General features: G+C 69.5%; 7 protein-coding genes and 1 pseudogene. All 8 read left to right on the plus strand.

Annotated elements, in window-relative coordinates; all coding sequences use genetic code 11:
* Window positions 1-1,059 precede the first annotated feature (1,059 nt).
* The 8 genes and pseudogenes from ACFY0K_RS37525 to ACFY0K_RS37560 all read left to right on the plus strand — a co-directional run bounded on the left by ACFY0K_RS37525 (window position 1,060) and on the right by ACFY0K_RS37560 (window position 14,863).
* Entirely contained in the window at window positions 1,060-2,658 is a 1,599-nt protein-coding gene (locus tag ACFY0K_RS37525) for an arabinofuranosidase catalytic domain-containing protein (RefSeq protein WP_390643623.1), read from the plus strand.
* A 423-nt stretch (window positions 2,659-3,081) separates the two neighbouring features.
* Entirely contained in the window at window positions 3,082-4,230 is a 1,149-nt protein-coding gene (locus tag ACFY0K_RS37530; RefSeq protein WP_390643624.1) for a ricin-type beta-trefoil lectin domain protein, read from the plus strand.
* Window positions 4,231-4,295: 65 nt separating this feature from the next.
* Window positions 4,296-5,765, plus strand: a complete 1,470-nt coding sequence (locus ACFY0K_RS37535) for an endo-1,4-beta-xylanase (protein WP_390643625.1) — start codon at window positions 4,296-4,298, stop codon at window positions 5,763-5,765.
* 470 nt (window positions 5,766-6,235) lie between these two features.
* Window positions 6,236-7,210: pseudogene (locus tag ACFY0K_RS37540) on the plus strand (arabinofuranosidase catalytic domain-containing protein); the annotation flags it as partial.
* Window positions 7,211-7,253: 43 nt separating this feature from the next.
* Window positions 7,254-8,885 carry a glycoside hydrolase family 27 protein gene (locus tag ACFY0K_RS37545; RefSeq protein ID WP_390643626.1) on the plus strand — a complete coding sequence of 544 codons (1,632 nt, stop codon included), beginning with the start codon at window positions 7,254-7,256 and terminating at the stop codon, window positions 8,883-8,885.
* A 39-nt stretch (window positions 8,886-8,924) separates the two neighbouring features.
* Window positions 8,925-10,505: an arabinofuranosidase catalytic domain-containing protein gene (locus ACFY0K_RS37550; RefSeq protein WP_390643627.1), complete on the plus strand. Its 1,581-nt coding sequence runs from the start codon at window positions 8,925-8,927 to the stop codon at window positions 10,503-10,505.
* A 69-nt stretch (window positions 10,506-10,574) separates the two neighbouring features.
* Window positions 10,575-12,407 (plus strand): RICIN domain-containing protein, encoded by a 1,833-nt coding sequence (locus ACFY0K_RS37555; protein WP_390643628.1) that lies wholly within the window; start codon window positions 10,575-10,577, stop codon window positions 12,405-12,407.
* Window positions 12,408-12,454: 47 nt separating this feature from the next.
* Window positions 12,455-14,863, plus strand: coding sequence for a ricin-type beta-trefoil lectin domain protein (locus ACFY0K_RS37560; protein WP_390643629.1), 2,409 nt, complete (start codon window positions 12,455-12,457; stop codon window positions 14,861-14,863).
* Window positions 14,864-14,893 lie beyond the last annotated feature (30 nt).

The raw sequence follows: 14,893 nt of genomic DNA on the forward strand, positions 1-14,893 counted from the left end.
ACACATCCGGGCCGGCATCTCCTGCCGCCACCGGACACCAGACGCAAACCCCGGCATCGACGGCCTTTCCACGCGTGCACTGTCAGAGATCTACCGTCTCGAGCGCACCCGGAATTACCTGCAGCCAGGCGACGTCAGCGCAGCCGTGCGCTTGTGGAAGGACTACGTCCGTCGTCCCGAGCGCGAGCTGTGGCACGACTACGAGTGGGGCAACGTGCACTGGTACTGCTGCGGCAATCCCCTTGAAGCGCGTGCCCTCCTCGACACCGTGACGCAGGCCATGTCGTCTCGAACGGCCCGCGAACTCCGGCAGATCGTGGCAGGCTTGATGACGTCTGGAACCAACCGTCAACGCCGTACGGCACGGACAGAGGATAAAAGACAAGCTCAGATCCCTTTGAGGTGCATACCGGCGAGCAGTTCGTCCGTCGCGTGCTGTGTGCGGCCTCGGTGGTCGCCACCGTCTCCTCTTCATCGGGGCAAGGCTGCGAACCCGTTTCACATCTCACGACGCTACGAGGTCGAGGCGAACCGATTCGACGCAAGCGATTCGACGGGATTTCACGTCCGGCGTTGCGCAGGCCAGTCGCGTAGTGCGAAGCGCAAACGGCTGCAATCCCCGTGCTGGGGCGCCTGCTTCGGCGAGTGGCTTTCGCTCCGGTGCTCCGTGATCTGGTTCTGCTCGGAGTCCTTCCTGTTCAGTGGCCTGATGAAGGGGCATCCGTAGGGTCGGTGGCCGGCCGTCGGCGACACTCGCGCGGCCCCCGGCACCCTCGCGGCAGTAGGTCGGGCCGCGGTCCGGGCCCGTTCCATCGCAACTTTTCGTGCTTCCCAAGAGCTTGCGAACCGTGGCAATCAGCAGTCGAATCGATTCCGCAGCAAGCACCGCAGGAAGGGTCTCCCGACCCTTGGCACCCTGTGAGACCGGTAACACCGCCATCCCCGATGTCTCTCGGCAATCCCACTGCACCACGGCACGTTCAGGCGCTTCGGCATGTGTCACCGCCACCGCCACCACCGCGACCCGACCGGGTTGCACCGGCACGGTAGGGAGTCCAGATGGGAACCACACGTACAAGGCGGCGTCTGCTGCCCAGGCGCGACAGCGTCGAGCGGTTACTCGCGGCGGTACACCACCGTGGCGTGCCCCGAAACGCATCGCCTCGGACACATCTCCCTCCGTCGGCGGGCACGGCCCGTTCCCGGTGGAAGACGTTTGCCCTGGCGGGGGCCGCAGCCGCGCTCGTCGCCGGCGCTCTGGCCGGCGCCACGGCCACGGCCGGCACAGCTCGGGCCGCCACGTCCGGGCCCTGTGACCTCTACGCGGCAGGCGGCACGCCCTGCGTGGCGGCACACAGCACCACCCGAGCGCTGTACGCCTCGTACAACGGGCCGCTGTACCAGGTCCGGCGCGCCTCCGACAACTCCACCCGTGACATCGGGGTCCTGAGCGCGGGCGGGTATGCCGACGCCGCCGCCCAGGACTCGTTCTGCTCGGGGACGTCCTGCCTGATCACGGTCATCTACGACCAGTCAGGCCGCAACAACAACCTCACCCAGGCACCCGGCGGCGGTGCCGCGGGGGGACCCGACAACCTCGCGAACGCGACCGCCGCGCCCACCACGGTGGGCGGACACAAGGCTTACGGCGTCTTCGTGGCGCCCGGTACGGGCTACCGGAACAACCACACGAAGGGCATCGCCACCGGGGACAACGCCGAGGGCATGTACGCGATCTTCGACGGCACGCACTACAACGGCGGCTGCTGCTTCGACTACGGCAACGCCGAGACGGACAGCAACGACGACGGCAACGGCACGATGGAGGCCATCTACTTCGGCAACATCAAGGTGTGGGGGTACGGTTCGGGCAACGGTCCGTGGATCATGGCCGACCTGGAGAACGGCCTCTTCTCCGGGGTGAACCAGCATTACAACGCCAACGACCCGACCATCAACCACCGCTACACGACCGCCATCATCAAGGGTGGCCCGAACCACTGGGCGATCCGTGGTGGCAACGCGCAGTCCGGCGGCCTGGCCACGTTCTACGACGGAGTACGCCCCAACGTCTCCGGATACAACCCGATGCGCAAGCAGGGCGCCATCATCCTGGGCACCGGCGGCGACAACAGCAAGGGTGCCCAAGGCACCTTCTACGAGGGCGTGATGACCTCCGGCTACCCGTCGGACGCCACGGAGAACGCCGTCCAGGCCAACATCACCGCTGTCGGGTACGGCAACTCCGCGGGGGGCGGGACGAGTACCGGCGCGCTGCACGCGGTGGGCGCGGGCAAGTGCCTGGACGTGCCGAACTCCTCCACCGCGGCCGGCACACAACTGCAGATCTGGGACTGCAGCGGCGGCGCCAACCAGACGTGGACCCGCACCTCCTCGGGCCAGCTGACCGTCTACAGCGGCAGCAGCCAGATGTGCCTGGACGCGTACGACAACCAGACGTCCGCCGGCACGAAGGTGGTGACCTGGCCGTGCAACGGGGGTGCCAACCAGCAGTGGCAGGTGAACGCGGACGGCACCGTCACCGGCGTCCAGTCCGGGCTGTGCCTCGACGTCACCGGCGCTTCCACGGCCAACGGCGCCTTGGCAGAACTCTGGCCGTGCAACGGCGGATCCAACCAGCGATGGAGCCTCAACTGACCTGAAAGGCTCCGGTCCGCGGCCGGCCCACCACCGGCTCCGGGCCACTCGTCACCGGCTGCTCACACCGGCCCCCCCGGACGTGGCACCTGCCGGGAACGTCACCGCCGAGCAGCCGTTCTCCGGTATGTCCAGTGGTTCGACGGCCGTTGGCACGCCCGGCATCGTGCAGCGGGCCCCGGGCGGAGCGGCCGGCGGTCTGTGACCGCCGGTGTGGCAGCCAGAGGGCTCGGCCTCCTTCCGGAAGCAGCACGGCGGCCTGCGCCTGGACGTCCACGGCGGTGCCCGCAGCCCCGGCCGGAAACCGCACCGAGGGCCCTGCGAGAACGCAGCCGGCACTCACCAGGACTCCACCCCCACCCGACCGTTCGATTCGTGTGCCCGTTCTCCCCACCCACTGTCCCGCACCAGTGAGGAACGCTCATGAAGAAGTGCTCGGTATCCCTTGCTGCCGCACTGATGGCCGCACTCGCCATCGGCGCGGCACCACCCGCGGCGTCCGCCACCGCCACCGGGGCGCTGCACTCCGCCGAAGGTGCCGCCGCCGCGCCCGCCCCCCTGCGGCTGATGCCGCTGGGCGACTCGATCACCTGGGGCGTCGGCAGCCCGTCCGGGAACAGCTACCGCGGTTTCCTGGGGAACCAGTTGTCGGCCGAGGGGCATGCTCTGGACTTCGTCGGCTCGGGCCGCAACGGCACCATGTCCGACCCGGACAACGAAGGCCACTCCGAATGGCGGATCGACCAGATCGCCGGCATCGCCGACTCCGTGCTGGCCCGCTACCGCCCCAACGTGGTCACCCTGGAGATCGGCACCAATGACCTGAACGGCAATTACCAGGTCCCGACCGCCCCCGACCGGCTCCGCGCGCTCATCGACCAGATCACCCGCGACGCCCCCGACGCGACCGTCCTCGTCGGCACCGTGATCGTCTCCACCAGCGGCACCGAAGAGGCCGTCCGTCCCGCGTTCAACGCCAGGCTCCCTGGAATCGTGCAGGCCGAGCAGGCCGTCGGCAAACACGTACGGCTGGTGGACATGAGCGCTCTGACCAGTGCGGATCTCTCCGACGCCCTGCACCCCAACGACAACGGCTTCCGCAAGATGGCGGACGCCTTCAACGCCGGGGTCCAGGCCGCGGACGCGGCCGGCTGGATCAAGCCACCGGCATCGGCGGGCGGTGAGGTGCGCTCCGGAATCGCGGGGAAGTGCCTCGACGTCAACAACGGCAGCACCGTCAACGGGACCGCCGCGGACATCGCGGCATGCAACGGCTCCGACGCACAGCAGTGGTCCGCGCTCTCCGACGGCACCCTGCGGGCGCTCGGCAAGTGCCTCGACGCGACGGGCCGCGGTACCGCCAACGGCACGAGGATCGAGATCTGGGACTGCAACGGCGGCGGCAACCAGCAATGGCAGGCGTACAACGGCGGCTACCGCAACCCTGCCTCCGGCCGCTGCCTCGACGACCCCGGCTCCTCCACCACCGACGGAACGCAAATGGTCCTGTGGGACTGCAACGGCGGCGCCAACCAGCAGTGGACCGCGCTGCCGGTCGCCTCGGCCCAGTGACCCCAGCCGGCCGGGGCACCGACTCCCGGCCGGTGCCATCCCCCACACAAGGAGACCGATCCCTCATGCCCTGGCTCAACGAAGAGCCCCGTCCGCGCAAGATCCTGGCCCTGGCAGCCGTACTGACAGCCGGCACGGCACTGGCTCTGGCCGGCCCCGCCAACCCCGCCGCGCACGCGGCCTCCGGCACGCTGGGCGCGGCAGCGGCCGACAGCGGCCGCTACTTCGGCACGGCCGTGGCCGCCGGGAAGCTCGGTGACGCGACCTACTCGGGGATCCTGGACCGCGAGTTCAACATGATCACGCCCGAGAACGAGATGAAGTGGGACACCACCGAACCCTCTCGCGGCACCTTCAACTTCGGGCCCGGCGACCAGATCGTCAGCCACGCCACCGCACACGGGCAGAGGATGCGCGGGCACACGCTCGTCTGGCACTCCCAGCTGCCCGGCTGGGTCAGTTCCATCACCGACGCGAACACCCTGCGCAGTGTGATGGACAATCACATCACCACCGAGATGACCCACTTCAAGAACAAGATCTACGCCTGGGACGTGGTCAACGAGGCGTTCGCGGACGGCAGCAGCCAGCACCGCAGCTCGGTGTTCCAGAACGTGCTGGGCAACGGCTTCATCGAAGAGGCCTTCCGCACCGCCCGGGCCGCCGACCCGTCGGCCAAGCTCTGCTACAACGACTACAACATCGAGAACTGGTCGGACGCCAAGACCCAGGGCGTCTACGCCATGGTGCGCGACTTCAAGTCCCGTGGCGTGCCCATCGACTGCGTCGGCTTCCAGTCCCACTTCGGCACCGGCGGCCCGCCGTCGAGCTTCCAGACCACCCTGTCGAACTTCGCCGCGCTCGGCGTCGACGTACAGATCACCGAACTGGACATCGCGCAGGCACCGACCACGGCCTACGCGAACACCGTCAAAGCCTGTATGAACGTGGCCCGCTGCACCGGCATCACCGTCTGGGGCATCCGGGACAGCGACTCCTGGCGGAGCGGGGACAACCCCCTGCTGTTCAACGGCGGAGGCAACAAGAAGCCCGCCTACGGCTCGGTCCTGAGCGCCCTGGGCGGCAGTGGGGGCGGCAACCAGGGCGGCATCGTCCCGGGAACGGTGTACTCCCTGACCGACGTTGCCGCCGGCCGGGCGCTGGACGTGCCGGGCGGGCAGACGGCCAACGGCACGTCCCTGCAGGTCTGGGACCCCAACGGCGCGGCGAACCAGCAGTGGCGGGCGAGCCAGAACAGCGATGCTTCGTACACGCTGACGAACGTCGGCAGCGGGCGGGTGCTCGACGAGCCGGGTGGTCAGACGGGCAACGGCACGCGGATGGAGATCTGGGACGCCAACGGCGGTGCCAACCAGCACTGGCGGGCGAGCCGGAACGGCGACGGTTCGTACACCCTGACCAACGTCGCCTCCGGCCGGGCGCTGGAAGTGCCCGCCGGGCAGACCGCCGACGGAAGTCCCGTCCAGGTCTGGGACTCCAACGGCGGCGCCCATCAGCACTGGAATCTCGGGTGAGGTGATCGGCGCGAGGTAGGCCGGAAGGCGACAACCCGCGCTCGGTACCGCAGCGGTCGCCGGGCGCGGTTCAGCCATGCCCTCACGCGGCCTCATCATGACCCAGACATGGGATGTATCAAGCGGTGAATTGCCAAGAGGCTTCTATTGACAGGGTGTTGGGCCTGTGGGATCACTATGCGACATGGGATGTATGAGCGTTCCCTGTGAGTGCTCTCGGGCACGCTGACGGGAGCGGTCGACACCCCGCGCGCACCTTCTCGGACAGGCACGGCACTCTCCGTCCCCTTCCCCCGCCCACGCGAGGACACAGAATGCAGCCTCCTTCCGCTCCGCCCTGTCGCCCCACCGCTCACGCGTCGCGCTTGTCCGCGGCGGCCGCCGTGATCGTGATGGGACTGCTGGCCATACTGCTGGCGACCAAGCCGACATGGTCCGCGCCGGCGTCGGCGGCACCTCCGGTGAATCAGGCGCCCGGGGGGTCCGGCCCGTGCGACATCTACGCCGCGGGCGGTACCCCGTGCGTCGCCGCGCACAGCACGGTGCGCGCCCTCTACCGCTCGTACAACGGACCGCTGTACCAGGTCAGGCGTAGTTCGGACAGCGCGACCCGGGACATCGGCCTGCTGGCACCCGGCGGCTTCGCCGACGCCGCGGCCCAAGACGCCTTCTGCGCGGGCACCAGTTGCGTGATCACGGTCGTCCGCGACCAGTCAGGACACGGCAACGACCTGTGGTACCAGGGCTCCGCCCAGGTCCCGGGATCGAGTCAGAGCAGCCCCGCCAAGGCGACGTCCGAGTCGCTGACCGCCGGGGGCACCAAGGCGTACTCGCTGTACATCAACCCCGGGAACAGCTACTGGCGGGACGGCCACCTGACGGGCGTGCCGACCGGTGCGGCCCCCGAAGGGGCGTACATGGTGACCAGCGGCACCCACGTCAACGGCGGCTGCTGCTTCGACTACGGCAACAGCGAGACGACCAGGAAAGCCGACGCGGCCGGGGCGATGGACGCGATCAACTTCGGCACCGAGTGCTGGTTCGGCGGCTGTTCGGGAAGCGGTCCCTGGGTGCAGGCCGACCTCGAATGGGGTCTGTACCCAGGCGGCAGCACGTCCTGGAACCCCAACCAGCGGGCGTTTGGTAGCAAGTTCGTCACGGCGATGCTGAAGAACAACGGCACGTCCAGGTTCGCGCTCAAGGGCGGCAACGCCCAGTCGGGCGGCCTGACCACCCTGTGGGACGGCGCGCTGCCCGGCGGATACAGCCCCATGAGAAAACAAGGGGCCATCGTCCTGGGCAGCGGCGGCGACTGCTGCAAGCCCGGCGGCGGCGCCAACCAGAGCGCCGGCACCTTCTACGAGGGAGCCCTCGTCGCAGGCTATCCCTCCGACGCGACCGACAACGCGGTGCAGGCCAACGTCACCGCTGCCGACTATCGCTGAACACCCGTCAGTTTCCCCGACCCGGTCCAGGAGTAGATGCCCCATGCCCACGACCAGTCCGCTGCCTCCACTGCGGTCCCTGCGCAGAACCCTGGCGCTCACCCTCTCGGCCGTACTGCTCGCCGTGGCCGCACCCCTGATCTCCCTCGCCACCGCACCACCCGCCGCCGCTCTCGGCAACGGACTCGCGCCGACTCCGCAGATGGGCTTCAACGACTGGAACGCCTACGGCTGCGACGTCTCCGAGGCGCTGATCAAGTCCACCGCCCAGGCGATGCACACCAACGGCATGCAGGCGGCGGGCTATTCGTACGTCAACATCGACGACTGCTGGATGACCCACAGCCGTGACTCGGGCGGTCACCTGGTGCCGGACCCGGCGAAGTTCCCCGACGGCATCAAGGGCACCGCCGACTACGTCCACTCGCTGGGCCTGAAGCTGGGTATCTACGAGGACGCGGGCACCGCCACCTGCGCGGGATACCCGGGCAGCCTCGGCCACGAGAGCACGGACGCGCAGTCGTTCGCGTCGTGGGGCGTGGACTACCTGAAGTACGACAACTGCAACAACACCGGCGTGCCGGCCCGGACCCGCTACACCGCGATGCGGGACGCGCTCGCGGCCACCGGCCGACCGATCCTGTACAGCCTGTGCAACTGGGGCCAGGAGAACGTGTGGACCTGGGGCGCCGACGTGGGCAACAGCTGGCGCACCACGGGAGACATCAGCCCGACCTTCTCCAGCATGCTGTCGATCTTCCACAGCAACGTGGGGCTGGCCTCCTACGCCGGACCCGGCCACTGGAACGACCCGGACATGCTGGAGGTCGGCAACGGCTCCATGACGGCCGCCGAGAACCGCAGCGAGTTCAGCCTCTGGGCGGAGATGGCCGCGCCGCTCATCGCCGGCACCAACATCCCCCAGGCGAGCGCCGCCACCCTGTCCACGCTGACCAACTCCCGGGTGATCGCGGTCGACCAGGACCCCCTCGGCAAGCAGGGCACCATGGTGTCGTCCGTCGGCGGCCTGGACGTGCTGGCCAAGCCGCTCGCGAACGGTGACGTGTCGGTCGCACTGTTCAACGAGACGGGCTCCACGGCGACCATCACCACCAGCGCGGCCGCGATCGGGAAGACCGGGGCGTCCGCCTACACCCTCACCGACCTGTGGTCGGGCGGGTCCTCGACCACCTCCGGCACCATCAGCGCCTCGGTGCCGGCCCACGGCACGGTCATGTACCGGGTCGCGGGCGGCACCAGCAGCGGCGGAGGCACCGGCGTGACAGGGGCACTGCACGCGGTCGGCGCCGGCAAGTGCCTGGACGTGCCCAACTCCACCACCACCGCAGGCACCCAGGTGGAGATCTGGACCTGCAACGGCGGCGCCAACCAGACCTGGACGCACACCGCATCCGACCAGCTCACCGTCTACTCCGGCACCGGTCAGATGTGCCTGGACGCCTACGACAACCAGACCACGCCGGGCACGAAGGTGGAGATCTGGCAGTGCAACGGCCAGAGCAACCAGCAGTGGACGCTGAACTCCGACGGCACGATCACCGGCGTCCAGTCCGGCCTGTGCCTGGACGTCACCGGCGGTGCCACGGCCGACGGAACCCTCGCCGAGCTGTGGACCTGCAACGGGAGCAGCGGCCAGCAGTGGACGCTGGGCTGACTCCCCCTGCCCCTCGGCCCCGCCACGGAGGAGGACTCCTTGCCCGGATCAACAGCCGACCACCGGCGAAGGCGCTTCCCGGCCCCGTTCCCGATCGCCGCGTTCCCGATTACCCCCTTCCCGATCGCCGCGTTCCTGATCGCCCTGGCGATGGCCCTGGCCGCGTGGGGCACCCCCGCCTTCGCCACGTCCCCGCGGACCGGCACCACCATCGCCGTCCACGACTCAGCTCCCGGCCCCGCGGCCGCCGCGTCGCTGCCGTGCGACATCTATGCCGCGGGCGGCACACCGTGCGTGACGGCCCACGCCACGACCAGGGCGCTCTTCGCGGCCTACGACGGACCGCTCTACCAGATCCAGCGGTCCTCCGACCACACATACCGCGACATCGGGCTGCTCGCCCCAGGCGGGTACGCCGACGCCGCCTCCCAGGTGTCGTTCTGCGCCGGCACCTCGTGCACGATCACGAAGATCTACGACCAGACCACCCGCCACAACGACCTGCCCATCTCCTGGGGCGGCTACTGGAAGGGACCCGGCCCCAACGGATCCGACGTGGGAGCCGACGCCATGGCCCTGCCGGTGACCGCGGGCGGCCACCAGGTCTTCGGCGTCAAGGTCACCCCCGGTGTCGGTTACCGCATCGACCACGCGAGCGGCGTCGCCACCGGCTCCCAGCCCGAAGGCATCTACATGGTGACCTCGTCGAACTTCACCAACCAGTGGTGCTGCTTCGACTACGGCAGCGGCGAGAACTCGCACACCGACACCGGCAACGCCACCATGAACGCCATCTACTGGGGCAACGCCTGCTGGTTCGGCGGCTGCACCGGCAGCGGCCCGTGGGTCGAGGCCGACCTGGAGAACGGCATGTTCCACACCAGCACCGGCTCCAACAAGGACCCGAACAACCAGGGCGTGCACCACCCGTTCGTCAGCGCGTGGCTGAAGAACAACGGCACCAGCAACTTCACCCTCAAATACGGCGACGGTGCAGGCGGTGGACTGACCACCACCTTCTCCGGCCCCCTTCCCAACGGCTATTCACCGATGAAGGTCGACAGCTCCGTCCTCCTCGGCACCGGCGGCGACAACAGCGTCTCGGGACAGGGCGAGTTCTTCGAGGGCGCGATGACCGCGGGTTACCCGTCCGACGCCACCGAGAACGCCGTCCAGGCCGGCATCACCGCCGCCGGGTACGGGACGTCGGGCGGCGGGGGCGGCACCACCGGTGCGCTGCACGCGGTGGGCGCGGCCAAGTGCCTTGAGGTACCGAACAGTTCGACGACACCGGGCACCCAGACGCAGATCCGGGACTGCTCAGGCGGGGCCAACCAGACCTGGTCCGAGAGCACCTCCGGTGAGCTGAGCGTCTCACTGGCAGGCAGCCGCCTGTGCCTGGACGCCTCCGGGCAGGGCACCAGCCCCGGCACGAAGGTCATCACCTGGACCTGCAACGGCCAGAGCAACCAGCGATGGACGCTCAACACCGACGGCACCGTCACCAGCGCCCAGTCCGGGCTCTGCCTGGACGTGTCGGGCGCCGCCACCGCCAACGGAACCCCCGTACAGCTGTGGACCTGCAACGGCCAGTCCAACCAGAAATGGACGCTGAGCTGACCCGGTGAGCCAACGTGCCCGACTCCGGGGCGGGGGCATCCCGCCGCCGCCCCGACTCAGGAGGATCGGATGAGGATGACAGCGAGACCCGGCATCGCGGCCCTGGTGACCGGCATCGTCCTGACGCTCGTGCTGGCGCTTCTGACGACGGCCCCGAGCCAGGCCGCCTCGGGCACGTCGCTGAGCGTCGACCTGGCCGCGACCCGGGGACCGTCCACCGGCGTGGGGGAGGGGTTCCTCTACGGCATCAGCCAGGACGGCACCCAGCCCGTCGACCAGTTCCTGCAGCCGCTGGGCATCAACGCCTTCCGCGGCGGCGGATGGTTCTCCGGCGGCTGGATCAAAGACGGCTACCAGTACGGGTCGGCGACCCGGGCCGACCTCGACTCGATCACCGCGCAGGCCCGGCGGCTCACCCGGCCGCCCTACCACGCGCAATACCAGGTGCTGGTCAGCGACATCTACGGCGCCAACGGCGGCCAGCCCTCGAACACCAGATACCCGTGCGACAACGGCGACTGCTCGAACTGGATCAGCTTCATCGACGCCACGGTGGGGGCCCTGCAGGCGTCGGGGCTCACGTTCTCCTACGACATCTGGAACGAGCCGGACATCTCCGTGTTCTGGACCCGGGGTGTCAACAGCGCACAGTACTTCCAGATGTGGGACACCGCCTACCGGGAGATCCGCCGCATCGCCCCCGGGGCGCAGATCGTCGGGCCGTCCCTCGCCTTCACCCCGCAGCGCAACCCGGGGGAGTGGCAGACCTGGCTCGCCCACGTGAAGGCAGCCGGCACCGTCCCCGACGTGATCAGCAACCACAACGAAGGTGACGTCGACGACCCGGTCACCGTCGCCCAGAGTCTGCGCACCGCCCTGAGCTCGGCCGGCATCGGCCCGCTGCCTCTGTCCTCGAACGAGTACCAGCCCGCCGACCGGCAGACCGCCGGTGTGACGGCCTGGTACCTGGCCCGGTTCGCGCAGTCCGGATACACCAACGCCATGCGCGGCAACTGGGTGTGCTGCACCACCCCGAACCTGACGGGAGTGCTCACCCAGAGCGGAGGCACCTGGCAGCCGACCGGCAACTGGTGGGCGCTTCGGGACTACGCCGACATGACGGGAACCCTCGTCGACACCTCCGGCCAGGTCGGCTCCACGGCCGTAGCCGCCTCCGAGGACTCCGCCGCCGAACGCGCCGTGGCGCTCATCGGCGACTCCAACGGGTACACCGGGGCCGCCTCCGTGACGTTCGACGGACTGTCCTCGGTGCCCTGGCTGACGAACGCGGGCAACGTCCACGTCACCGTGCACCGCATCCCGGACCAGGCCCCGCTGAGTGCGCCGCAGACCGTGTACGACCAGACCGTGAGCGCCTCCGGCGGCTCGATCACCGTCCCGTTCACCTTCCAGAGCTCGCACGACGCGTTCGCCGTCTATCTGACCCCGGCCTCCTCCGGCGGCACGGGCTTCCCGGACGGCTACCGCCAACTCGTCGTCGCCGACGACAACCTGTGCGTGGACGTCTACGGCAACTCCACCGCCGCGGGCGCCGTGATCGACCAGTGGACCTGCAACGGGCAGGACAACCAGCGGTTCCTGTTCGTGCCGGCCGCCGACGGCTATGGCGAACTGCGCGCCCAGCACTCCGGCCAGGACGTGGCGGTCGCGGGCAGTTCCACGACGGCCGGCACACCGGACATCGTGCAGCAGGCTCCCGGCCCCGCCGCCAACGCCCTCTGGCTGCCCGTGCGCCAGTCCGACGGGTCCTACGCCTTCCAGAACCGCAACAGCGGCCTGTGCCTGGACGTCTACGGCGCCGGCAGCACCCCGGGACAGCAACTGGACCAGTGGCAGTGCAAGAACGCGCCGGGCACCAACCAGGACTTCGTCGTCCGCTGACACCGCACCCGACGCGCACCCCCACCGACCTGCGAAAGGAACCCACCGTGTCAGCAATCGGACGGCTGCTGCGGCGCCTGCGCGCCTCGACCGCCGCGCTCACGGGCCTCCTCCTGGCCGTCGGCGGCCTTGTCGGCACCGTCGCCGCCCCGGCGCACGCCGCCACCTCGATCACCATCGACGGCGCCTCCGGCGGACGGACCTTCGACGGCGTCGGCGCGATCAGCGGAGGCGGCGGCAACAGCAGGCTCCTGATCGACTACCCCGAACCCCAGCGCGGCCAGATCCTCGACTACCTCTTCAAGCCCGGCTACGGGGCCTCCCTGCAGATCCTCAAGGCCGAGATCGGCGGGGACACCAACTCCACCTCCGGTGCCGAGCCCAGCCACCAGCACACCCGCTCCGACCTGAACTGCGACCGGGGCTACGAATGGTGGCTCATGGAGCAGGCCAAGGCCCGCAACCCGGGCATCAAGCTCTACGGCCTCGCCTGGGGCGCGCCGGGCTGGATCGGCGGCGGGAACTTCTGGTCCACCGACATGGTCAACTACCTGGTCTCGTGGCTGGGCTGCGCCAAACAGCACGGACTCACCATCGACTACCTCGGCGGCTGGAACGAGCGCGGCTACAACGTCTCCTGGTACGAGCAACTGCGCAGCGCGCTCAACTCCAACGGCTACGGCGGCGTCAAGATCGTCGCGGCCGACTCGGACTGGACCGTGGCGGGCGACGTCAACTCCAACTCGGCGTTCGCCGCCGCGGTGAGCGTCATCGGCACGCACTACCCCTGCGGTTACCGCTCCTCCCAGGCCAACTGCTCGGTGCCGTCGGCCGCCACGTCCTCCGGAAAGCCCCTGTGGGCCAGCGAGAACGGCTCGGACGACTACAACGGGGGCGCCCCCGCCATGGCCCGCGGCATCAACCGCGGATACATCGACGGCCGGATGACCGCGTATCTCAACTGGCCGGTGGTCGCGGCGATCACGCCGAACCTGCCGTACCCCACCATGGGCCTCGCCCTGGCCTCCCAGCCCTGGTCCGGCCACTACGCGATCGGCAAGAACACCTGGGTCATGGCACACACCAGCCAGTTCACCGCCCCGGGCTGGAAGTACCTCGACTCCTCCAGCGGCTACATCGGCGGCAACCGGAACAACGGCAGCTACGTCTCGCTGAAGTCCCCGAACGGCTCCGACTACTCCACCGTCATCGAGACGATGGACGCCGGCAGCGCCCAGACCCTGAACTTCGACGTCGCCGGAGGCCTGTCCAGCGGCACCGTCCACGTCTGGTCGACCGACGTGAACTCCTCGAACCCGGCCGACTACTTCGTGCACACCGCCGACGTCACCCCCTCCGGCGGAGGCTTCAGCCTGACCGTGCAGCCCCATCGCGTCTACACCCTGACCACCACGACCGGGCAGGGCAAGGGCACCGCCACCGGCCCCGCCCAGGGCGCCATGAGCCTGCCGTACAGCGACACCTTCGACGGTTACGCCACTGGCAGCGAGGCGAAGTACCTCATGGACTGGCAGGGCGCCTTCGAGGTGACGGCCTGCGGCGGCGGCCGCGGCGGCAAGTGCGTGCGCCAGATGAGTCCCCAGAAGCCGATCACCTGGGACGCGCTGTCCGATCCGCACGCCCTGCTCGGCGACGTGGGCTGGAGCAACTACACCGTATCCTCCGACGTGCTGCTCGAACAGTCGGGATACGCCGAGCTGATCGGCCGCGCGAACGGCCAGGACTACAGCAGCACCGGCGGACTCAACGCCTACCACCTGCGGGTGAGCGACACCGGTGCCTGGTCGATCCTGAACTCGGGCACCAACGGCACCGTCTCCACCCTCGCGCACGGCACCACCACGGCACTGGGCACCAACCGGTGGCACACGCTCGCGCTCACCTTCTCCGGGACCACCATCAGCGCCGTCGTCGACGGTGCCACGGTCGGCTCGGCCAACGACCGCACCTGGGCCGGCGGACAGGTCGGCTACGCGACCGGCCAGGGCGAGACGGCACAGTTCGACAACCTGTCCCTCACCCCCGGCAGCGGCGGCGGAGGAGGCGGCACGACCGGCCCCATCGTCGGGACCGCCTCCGGCCGGTGCGTGGACGTGCCCAACCAGTCGCAGACCTCCGGCACGCAGGTGGAGCTGTGGGACTGCAACGGCGGCAGCAACCAGCAGTGGACCAGCACACCGGCCGGTGAGATCCGGGTCTACGGCAACGCCTGCCTGGACGCGGCGGGCGGCGCCACCATCCCCGGCACCAAGGTCGACATCTCCGGGTGCACCGGCGGCAGCAACCAGAAGTGGACGCTCAACGCCGACGGCACGATCACCGGCGCCCAGTCCGGCCTGTGCCTGGACGCCACCGGCGCGGCAACGGCCAACGGCACCCTCCTGGAGCTGTGGACCTGCACCGGCGCCGGCAACCAGAGGTGGTCGCGCGAGTAACCGGTACCGGCCGAGACCGCCACCCCGTCA

The sequence above is a fragment of the Streptomyces sp. NPDC001507 genome (assembly GCF_042894765.1).
GTDB lineage: Bacteria > Actinomycetota > Actinomycetes > Streptomycetales > Streptomycetaceae > Streptomyces.

What these genes read in the sequence shown, in the direction of transcription:
- ACFY0K_RS37555 (WP_390643628.1), top strand. Translation starts at nt 10,575, where the DNA reads ATGAGGATGACAGCGAGACCCGGCATCGCGGCCCTGGTGACCGGCATC.
- ACFY0K_RS37530 (WP_390643624.1), top strand. Translation starts at nt 3,082, where the DNA reads ATGAAGAAGTGCTCGGTATCCCTTGCTGCCGCACTGATGGCCGCACTC.
- ACFY0K_RS37545 (WP_390643626.1), top strand. Translation starts at nt 7,254, where the DNA reads ATGCCCACGACCAGTCCGCTGCCTCCACTGCGGTCCCTGCGCAGAACC.
- ACFY0K_RS37535 (WP_390643625.1), top strand. Translation starts at nt 4,296, where the DNA reads ATGCCCTGGCTCAACGAAGAGCCCCGTCCGCGCAAGATCCTGGCCCTG.
- ACFY0K_RS37525 (WP_390643623.1), top strand. Translation starts at nt 1,060, where the DNA reads ATGGGAACCACACGTACAAGGCGGCGTCTGCTGCCCAGGCGCGACAGC.